The 8,811-nt window shown below is 70.2% G+C and carries 8 protein-coding genes and 1 pseudogene; 4 read left to right on the top strand and 5 right to left on the bottom strand.

What is annotated here, in order from left to right:
- From KUM39_RS27670 to KUM39_RS27690, 5 genes and pseudogenes are all read right to left on the bottom strand, one after another.
- A pseudogene (locus KUM39_RS27670) lies at positions 1-273 on the bottom strand (FdhF/YdeP family oxidoreductase); the annotation flags it as partial.
- Positions 274-617: 344 nt separating this feature from the next.
- Positions 618-1,373, bottom strand: a complete 756-nt coding sequence (locus tag KUM39_RS27675) for an SDR family NAD(P)-dependent oxidoreductase (protein ID WP_217788525.1) — start codon at positions 1,371-1,373, stop codon at positions 618-620.
- A gap of 117 nt (positions 1,374-1,490) precedes the next feature.
- On the bottom strand, positions 1,491-2,453 hold the full coding sequence (locus tag KUM39_RS27680; protein WP_217788526.1) for an amidohydrolase family protein: 963 nt from the start codon (positions 2,451-2,453) through the stop codon (positions 1,491-1,493).
- A 99-nt stretch (positions 2,454-2,552) separates the two neighbouring features.
- Complete coding sequence (locus tag KUM39_RS27685) at positions 2,553-3,536, bottom strand: MBL fold metallo-hydrolase (protein WP_217788527.1); 984 nt, start codon at positions 3,534-3,536, stop codon at positions 2,553-2,555.
- Positions 3,537-3,547: 11 nt separating this feature from the next.
- Complete coding sequence (locus KUM39_RS27690; protein ID WP_217788528.1) at positions 3,548-4,948, bottom strand: MFS transporter; 1,401 nt, start codon at positions 4,946-4,948, stop codon at positions 3,548-3,550.
- 190 nt (positions 4,949-5,138) lie between these two features.
- Between KUM39_RS27690 and KUM39_RS27695 the strand changes: the two genes are divergently transcribed.
- From KUM39_RS27695 to KUM39_RS27710, 4 genes are all read left to right on the top strand, one after another.
- Complete coding sequence (locus KUM39_RS27695; protein WP_217788529.1) at positions 5,139-6,245, top strand: NAD(P)-dependent alcohol dehydrogenase; 1,107 nt, start codon at positions 5,139-5,141, stop codon at positions 6,243-6,245.
- Between the two features lie 211 nt (positions 6,246-6,456).
- Complete coding sequence (locus KUM39_RS27700) at positions 6,457-7,893, top strand: aldehyde dehydrogenase family protein (RefSeq protein WP_217788530.1); 1,437 nt, start codon at positions 6,457-6,459, stop codon at positions 7,891-7,893.
- A gap of 127 nt (positions 7,894-8,020) precedes the next feature.
- Positions 8,021-8,485, top strand: coding sequence for a pyridoxamine 5'-phosphate oxidase family protein (locus tag KUM39_RS27705; RefSeq protein ID WP_217788531.1), 465 nt, complete (start codon positions 8,021-8,023; stop codon positions 8,483-8,485).
- A gap of 60 nt (positions 8,486-8,545) precedes the next feature.
- A partial coding sequence (locus tag KUM39_RS27710; protein WP_217788532.1) for a helix-turn-helix domain-containing protein occupies positions 8,546-8,811 on the top strand: 266 nt, incomplete at its 3' end.

The following is an 8,811-nucleotide window of genomic DNA, read 5'->3' on the forward strand; positions in this document are numbered from 1 at the left end:
TTTCCGGGTCATCTCCCACGTGACGTGCTTGATGCCGTTCTCGCAGATGTCGAGATGCAGCCCCTTCCTGTCATCGGGCCAGGCGCAGCCGGGACAGTCGAAGCCGCCGTTCTCGTGATTCATCTTCAGGATCGCGCGCGGCCCATCCAGCAACGCGCCTTCCCGCGCCAGGAATTGCCCCACACTCACCGCCGCGCCCCACCCCGCGGCGGGATGCCGGTACGGGTGGGAAGAGGGCTCGCCGGCTGGAGTCCCGCCCACCTGCGGCTCCAACTGTGCCCGCTCTCGCTGCGGTTGCCGTCCCTGCTCGTCGCGGGAGGTGCTCACAACTCTCACCCTTCGCCATCCAGAGAAGAACACCGCCGGACAAAGCGGCGTTTTCGACCATGTTAGGCGGGTTGATCGCGGAGAACCAGACGATGTGGCATACAGGAAAGGGGAGTTGGCTCCGCGAACCGCCCGCACCGAAACTGTCGTCCAGTCAGATGACCATTCGGAGAGCATATATGCGGGCGTCGTGCGGAGTACGGGCATGACAGAGCCCACTCTGTGGGAACAGCCTTACGGATCAGGGCAGTTGAAGCCGTGGACGAACGGTCTGCTGCCCGCCGACCCGGTCAGCGGACGGTCAGGCCGCCGTCCACGTTGAGGGTCTGGCCGCTGATGAAGCCGCTGTCCGGACCGAGGAGGAAGGCCACGGCGCCGACCAGATCGGACGGCTCGGCGGGCCTGCGCACGCTCTGGGCGTCCACCTGTGCCTGTACCTGGGCGGGGGTGATCGTGTGCCGGGGGATCTCGGTCTGGACCGAGCCGGGGGTGACGGCGTTGACCCGGATGCCGTCCCCGGCCAGTTCGCGGGAGATCGCGTACGTCAGTCCGATCACACCGGCCTTGGAGGCGACGTAGTGGGCGTAGTTGGGGCGGCCGATCCATACGGCGCTGGCGGCGACGTTCACGATCGAGGCGGCGGCGGAGCCGCGCAGCAGGGGGAGCAGTTCCTTGGTGATCCGCCAGGTGCCGGTGAGGTTGACCTGGAGCACCCGGTTCCACTCGTCCTCGGGGATCTCCCAGAACGGCTTCATGGTGAGGGTGGAGAACAGCGCCGCGTTGTTGACCAGGCCGTCAATCTTCTCCACTTTGCCCGCCAGTTCGCCGCTCGCGGCACGGCACGAGTCGGCGTCGCTGATGTCCACCGCGAGCGCGAGCGCCGACCCGCCGGTGGACGTGATCTCGTCGGCGACCGAGGCGGCGTGGTCGGCGTTCAGGTCCGCGATCACCACCTGGTAGCCGCGCCGGGCCAGTTCCACGGCGGTCGCGCGGCCGATGCCCTGGCCCGATCCGGTGACGACGACAGTCTTCTCGTCGCTGCTCATGTTCTTGCTCCTCGTCATTGCTAACCAGTTGCGAACCAGGACCAATCCGTGGTCCTGAATTGTGGAATACGTGTCCTCACAGGCGGGACCGTGATGAGTGGGCCCGCCCGTGGTCGGTCAGGACGTGATGGCGAGCCGGGGCACCAGTGCCTGGGCGTTGCCGCACAACATGCCCGCCCGGACCGGAGCGGTGAGGCGGTCGGTCGTCGCCAGGGTGTCGGCGAGCTGGGCCGCGGCCTCCAGCGGCGTGAACGGGAAGTCGCTGCCGTAGTGCAGGTGTTCGGGGTCGGTGACCTCCAGCAGCGCGCCCAGAAGCTCGGGCACGGGAGCACCGGCCAGGTCGAAGTGCAGTTGCCGGAGCGCCTTGCGGACGCTCGGTGGCGTCGGGCCGCCCGGCGTGCTGAGCAGCGGCAGGAGCAGCTCGATGCGCCCGGCCAGCACCGGCAGCGCCGCACCGGCGTGCGGGACGATCACCTTCAGTTCGGGATACCGCTCCAGGACCCCGGACAGGACGAGGTCCGTGATCGAACGTGTGGTCTCGAACATGAACTCCAGCATGGGGCGCGGATATCCGAGGGCGAGGTGCCCGGCCTCGGCGGGCGTGGTGGGGTGGACGAAGACCACCGTGTTCCGGCGGGCGGCCTCGGCGTAGATCGGCTCCAGCCGCTCGTCACCGAGGTAGACGCCGTGGTGGTTGGTCTCCAGCACGATCCCGTCGGCGTGCAACTCGTCCAGGGCGTAAAGGAGTTCGGCCACGGCCGCGTCCACGTCGGGCAGCGGGAGGGAGGCGAAGAACCCGAACCGGCCGGGATGAGCGGTGGTGAGCCGGGCGCCCTCCTCGTTGACGAGCCGGGCCAGTTCGGCGGCGGCGCGCGGATCGCCGAAGTGCACACCGGGCGAGGAGATGGACAGCAGGGACGTCTTCACGCCGAGCCGGTCCATGCTCTCCAGGGCCAGCTTCTCGCTCCACTCCGGGATGGCCTTGATGCCGTCCGGACGGGAGTGTCCCGCCGCCAGCAGCGCGTCGCGGTAGAAGTCGGGGACGTAGTGGGCGTGGACGTCGATCGTGGTGGCGTTCATAACCGCTCCTGACGTGCTGTGGGCGGGTGGGATGTGTGGTGCGGGGTGTGCCGTGAGGGGCGTGTGTGGTGAGCGGCGGCCTCCCCGCACCGGGGAGTCTCAGCAGCCGGAGCCGGAGCCGGAGCCGGAGCCGGAGCCGGAGCCGGTCGTCTCGGGGGCGGAGGCGCGAGCGGGTTCCACCGGCGAGGGGACCCAGGTGTAGCCGTCGCCGTCGGGGCGCAGGTGGCCGAGGCCGGGGAAGGGGAAGTGGTACGCGAAGACCGTGTGGCGCCGGGTGTCCACCAGGTCGTAGATCCGGCGGCGCTGGGCGGTGGCGGCGGGGCCGTCGTAGTCGAACTGGAAGCGCCAGTCGGGCCGTTGGAGCAGCAGCACCTGGTGGTGGCACAGGTCGCCCCAGCAGATCATGGTCGAGCCCTCGCTGGTGATCTCGTAGACCGTGTGGCCGGGGCTGTGGCCGGGGGTGGCGATCGCGGTGATGCCGGGGACGACCTCGAAGCCGTCGGAGAACGTCACCAGCCGCCCGGCCTCCGCGTACGGCATGAGGTTGGCGTGGGCGCCCCGGTAGTGGTCGGCCATGTGCTCGTTGGGCGCGTCCGCGATCTTGCCGAGGTCGGTCCAGTGGGTGAAGTCCGCTTCGCTGACCATGACGGTGGCGTTCGGGTACAGCTGCTTGCCACCCGCGTCCACCAGTCCCCAGCAGTGGTCCGGGTGGGCGTGGGTGATCGCCACGATGTCGATGTCGGCCGGGTCGATACCGGCCGCCCGCAGGTTGCGTACCGCCCGGCCCGTGTGGGTGCCGAACGTGCTGACGCCGAGGTCGGGCATGGTCCCCACCCCCGTGTCGAACAGGATCAGTTGGCTTCCGGTGTTCACGACCAGGAGGTTCTGGTTCAGGCGTACGTTGTCGGTGGGCAGGTAGTTCCGGTGCAGCAGGTCGTCGATCTCGGCGGGGTCGGCGGTGGGGAAATTGGCGTGCGCCGGGCCCAGCTCCAGGACCCCGTCGGAGACGACGGTGCAGGCGAAGGCGCCGTGGGTGAACCTGGCCCAGCCGTCGTTGATGTCGATGTCGTACGTGCGGCTCATGGCTGGACCTCTCAGTGAGCGGGGGTGGGGGAGGGCGTGCCGGGCCCGGTGTGCGTGCCGGGTCCGGCCTGCGCGACGGCGGCGGGGGTGGGGCGGCGGCGTACGACGGCGGTGAACGCGGCCACCGCGACCACGACGACGCAGGCGGAGACACCGAACAGGACGAACACGCCGTACGCGCCGAAGTGGCTGCCGATGACCAGGCCACCGGCGATGGGCCCGATGGCGCCGACGTAGGACATGCCGTTGGTCCACCCCAGGACCGTGCCGCGGATGGAGGCGGGGAACAGGTCGGACGCCGACGCGTTGAGCAGGTTCTCGGTGGTGTGTCCCCCGGCGCCCATCAGGGCGACGAAGACCAGCAGCAGCGGCAGGTAGTGCGCCCCGGCGACGATCCCGATCAGTCCGGCCAGGGTCAGCACGGACGTGATCAGCGTGACGCGGTTGAGCCCGAAGCGGTCGGCGAGCGGGGCGGCGATCATGGAGCCGACCACGGCTCCCGCGGTCAGGACCAGGGAGAACAGCAGGGCCGAGGTGAGCGGGTAGTGCAGTGAGGTCATCGCCGCGGTGAGCCACACGTTCAGCCCGAACCAGGTGAACATGTTGGGGATCGCCACGGCGGCGATGAGCAGCGCCAGGAGTCGGCCCCGGCCGTGGAACAGCTCGCTGAGCGGACGCGGGTGCGGGTGGGGCTGGGGTCCCGACTGGGGTTGCGATGCCTTGTCGGCCGGGGCGTCGGTCCGCTGGCCGGTCCGGTCGGCGGTCCGACGGTCGGTCCGGGCGTGTGCCGCGGACGAGGCGAAGGCGCTGCGGTCCTCCAGGCGCACCAGCAGCACCACGGCGAAGATCACCAGGGTGAGCGCGGCGCCGATGAAGAACATCGGCCGCCAGCCCCAGTGCGGCAGGACGTACAGACTGATCGCCGCCGTAAGGGCGCCGCCGAGCGGAATACCGGCCATCGTGATGTTGATGACCAGCCCGGCGCGGCCTCGCGGGGCGTGGTTGCGGGCGAGTGCCAGCGCGGTGCTGATGGCGCCGCCGACCCCCAGCCCCGACAGCAGCCGGGCCAGGCCCAGGGTGGCCACCGAACCGGCGAAGCCGGTGGCCACGAAGCCGAGGATGAACAGGCCCATGCCGACCAGCAGCACGGGCTGGCGGCCGATCCGGTCCCCGATCACCCCGCTGACCAGGGCGCCTATCAGCATGCCCGCGTAGATGACGCTGCCGACCAGGCCCGCCGCGCTCGGGGTGAGGGCGAGCGACTTGTCGGACAGCAGCAGAGGGATGACCGAGCCGTAGACGATGAGGCTGTACCCCTCCATCACGGTCACGACGGTGCAGATGAGGATCGCCAGGACCGGGGAGACCGTGCGTCCTGCGGTGGAGGTCCCGGAGGACCTGGATGCTCTCAAAGGTGTTGCCACGATGCTCTCCGATGAGTCGGGACTGCCCCTATGCACCAGAGCATAGGTTTCATTTATCAGGAGTCAAGACCTGTTTATCAGGATCGGATGGGTCTAGGGTGTTGCGCAGGGGTTAACCGCGCCCGCATCCGCGGAGACATTTACGTCCATATCCGCCAGGAAATCTGGGAGGCCAGCCGTGACCACCGCTGCAGTCGTGTGGACTCCGGGAGCACCCTTCAGCCTCGAAAAGGTCGAACTCGACGCCCCGCGCCCCACTGAAGTACGCGTCCGCATGATCGCCACGGGTCTCTGCCACACCGACCTCAACGCGGCCAGTGGCGCCCTGCCCTACCCCCTGCCCGGCGTCCTCGGGCACGAGGGGGTCGGCGTCGTCGAGGAGACGGGCCCGGCCGTGACCGGCATCCGCCCCGGCGACCGTGTCCTGCTGACCTTCACCTCCTGCGGCCAGTGCCGCGGCTGCCGCGCGGGCCACCCCGCGCACTGCGACCACCAGATGGGGCTCAACCTCTTCGGCGGCCGACGCCTGGACGGCACCGCCACCATCCGCCACGACGACACCGAGCTGAACGGCCACTTCTTCGGCCAGTCCTCGTTCGCCACCCACGCGCTCGCCGACCAGCGCGGCATCGTGGTCCTGCCCGACCACATCCCCGACGCCGACCTGCCCGTCCTCGCCCCGCTCGGCTGCGGAGTCCAGACCGGCGCCGGTGCCGTCCTCAACGTGGTCCGGCCCGCCCCCGGCACCACCATCGCCATCGCCGGGGCCGGAGCGGTCGGCCTGTCCGCCGTCATGGCCACCCGCCTGACCGCCGCCGGTGACGTCATCGCCATCGACCGCGTCCCCGCACGCCTCGACCTCGCCCGCGCCCTGGGCGCCACCCACACGATCGACACCTCACGCGCCCCGCTCACCGAGACCCTGATGGACCTCACCCAGGGCCGAGGCGTGGACGCCGTCATCGAGACCACCGGTAATGTCCGCGTCACGGAAGAACTCATCGACACCCTCGGCGTCGCGGGTCAGCTCGCTCTGATCGGCGCTCCCGCAGCGGGATCGAAGGCCGCCTTCGACGTCAACCGCCTCCTGCTCGGCCGCACCCTGCGCGGGGTGACCCTCGGTGACAGTGAGCCGCAGACCTTCATCCCGTCGCTGATCGCCGCCCACGCCCGCGGCGACTTCCCCCTCGACCGGCTGGTGCGCACCTACCCGTTCGCGGACATCAACCAGGCCGCCGCCGACGCGGCCGAGGGCACCGCGGTCAAGCCTGTACTCGTCTTCTGAGGCTGCTGGGTTCTCCGGGTTCTGAGGTTCTCAGGGTTCTCCGAGTCCGCCGAGTCCGCCGAGACCTCTGGGTTCTCCGAGACCTCTGGGGCATCTGCGTCCGCCGAGTGCTCCGCGCCCTCCGCGCCTGCTGAGCCCTCCGCACCCGCTGAGCCCTCCCGAGTCAGCCCTCCGACCAACACCCCACATCAGGTCCAAGGAGCCACCGCCCATGTCCGACCAACTCCTCCTGATCGGCGGAAAGTACGTCCCGGCGCGCGACGGACAGGTCTTCCCCGTCACCTCACCCACCACCGGCGAGCGCCTCGCCGATGTCGCCTCCGCCGACCCGGCCGACGCCGACGCCGCCGTGACCGCCGCCCACGCCGCCTTCCACGACTGGTCCACCACCAGCTACGTCGAACGCCGCCGCATCCTCCTGCGCGCCGCCGACCTGCTCGAAGAGCACGCCCCCGAGCACTACGACGCCCTCACCCTGGAGACCGGTGCCGTCCGGGGCTGGGGGGAGATGAACATCCACGAGGCAGCCGCCAACCTTCGGGAGGCAGCCGCCCTCACCAGCACCCCCACGGGCACCCTGCTGCCCTCGCACGACCCCCGCACCACCAACATGAGCCTGCGTGGGCCCGCCGGAGTGGTCCTGGCGATGATTCCCTGGAACGCCCCCGTCGTCCTGGCCGCCCGCGCCGTCGCCATCGCACTCGCCGCCGGGAACACCGTCATCCTGCGCCCCAGCGAACTCGCCCCCCACTCCGCCGGTCACCTGCTGGCCGCCGCCCTCACCCGAGCCGGACTGCCCGACGGCGTCATCAACGTCCTGACCTGTTCCCCCGGCACCAGCCGTGAACTGGTCGCCACCCTGATCGCCCGCACCGAGGTGCGCCGCGTCGTCTTCATCGGCTCCACCCCGGTCGGCAGGGCCATCGCCCAGGTCGCGGGCGCGCATCTGACACCGGCGGTCATGGAACTCGGCGGGAAGAACGTCACGCTCGTCCTCGACGACGCCGACCTCGACCGCGCCGCCGACCTGCTCACCGTCGCGGCCTTCGCCAACTCCGGCCAGGTCTGCATGAGCACCGACCGCGTACTCGTCCCACGGCGCCACTACGATCATCTGCTCGCCCGCGTCACCGCCAAGGCGCAGGCGCTCACCGTGGGCGACCCCCGCACCCCGGGCACCGACATCGGACCCCTGATCAACCGGCGCGCCGCGACCCACTTCCGTGAACTGGTCGCCGACGCCCGCGAACACGGCGCCACTGTCCTCGCGGGCGGAGGCCACACGGACGGGCTGCTCGCCCGCCCCACAGTGCTCGGCAACGTCGGCCGGACCGCCCGCCTCGCCCGCGAGGAGGCGTTCTCGCCGCTGGTCGCGGTCGAACCCTGCCAGGACGAGGCCGACATGATCCAACGGGCCAACGACAGCGACTACGGCCTCATCGCCTCCGTCCTCTCCGCCGACGCGGACCGGGGGGTCGCCGTCGCCCGCCGCATCCATGTGGGTGCTGTCCACATCAACGGCCCGTCCGTCGGTGACGAACCACATGTCCCCTTCGGCGGCGTCGGCCTCTCCGGCTTCGGCCGACTCGGCGGGGCGGAGGCGTGGCACTTCTTCACCGAGCAGAAGACCTTGTACTGCCACGGATGAACGGCCTCTGCCGCAGGGGGTACGGGGGAGGCATGGGCCTTGTCCCGGCAGAGGACGGCGGCCGGGCACGCTCCGCGTCCACGTGGACTGTCCGTGTGGTCTGTCCGCGAGGTTAGGGTCGGCGCTTGTGAAGAGCACAGGAACCCCTCGCCGCAGCACGGCGGAACGCGTAAGTGACTTTCTGGAAAGGCTCGTTGCCGAGCGCGACGTCTGGCTGTCCACCTCTCACCCCGACCACGGCCCACACCAGGTGCCGCTCTGGTTCCTGTGGGACGGGCAGGCGGTGTGGATGTGCACCAGCGCCACATCACCGACCGTACGGAACATCCGCGTGGAACCGCGTGTCCACCTGTCGCTACCGGACACCTTCGACGTGGTGCTCATCCGGGGGGAAGCGGAGTGCTTCCCGGACCACGAGGTGCCCGGCGCCGCGGCGGACGCGTACGTCGAGAAGTTCGGCTGGGACACGCGAACCGAAGAGGGCGACTTCGTGTACGTACGCGTCACTCCGAACTCCGCGCGTGCCTGGCGCGGTGAGCCAGAACTGCGCGGGAGGGTCATCATGCGCGAGGGGATATGGCTCAGTTACTGAGGTTGAACTCGTGGTGTCGTAGGGGCTGACGGCTTGCTGCTCGTGCGGTATCACCGGGGCATGCGGTATCCACAAGGGGGCGGGCTGACCGCCGAACGCCAGCAGTTCCGCGAGGAGTTACGGCTCAAGGCCGCCGAGAGGTTCGCCCGGGGCGAGGCGAGCTCGGTGATCGCCAAAGACCTGCGGGTCAGCGTCCGGTCGGTGCAGCGCTGGCGGCGGACGTGGGACGAGGGCGGTCCGCGGGCTCTGCGGTCACAGGGGCCGGCATCGCTGCCGAGACTGAGTGAGAAGCAGTTCGCCCAGCTGGAGGCCGAGCTGGCCAAGGA

It is taken from the genome of Streptomyces corallincola (assembly GCF_019104725.1).
Classification (GTDB): Bacteria; Actinomycetota; Actinomycetes; order Streptomycetales; family Streptomycetaceae; genus Streptomyces; species Streptomyces corallincola.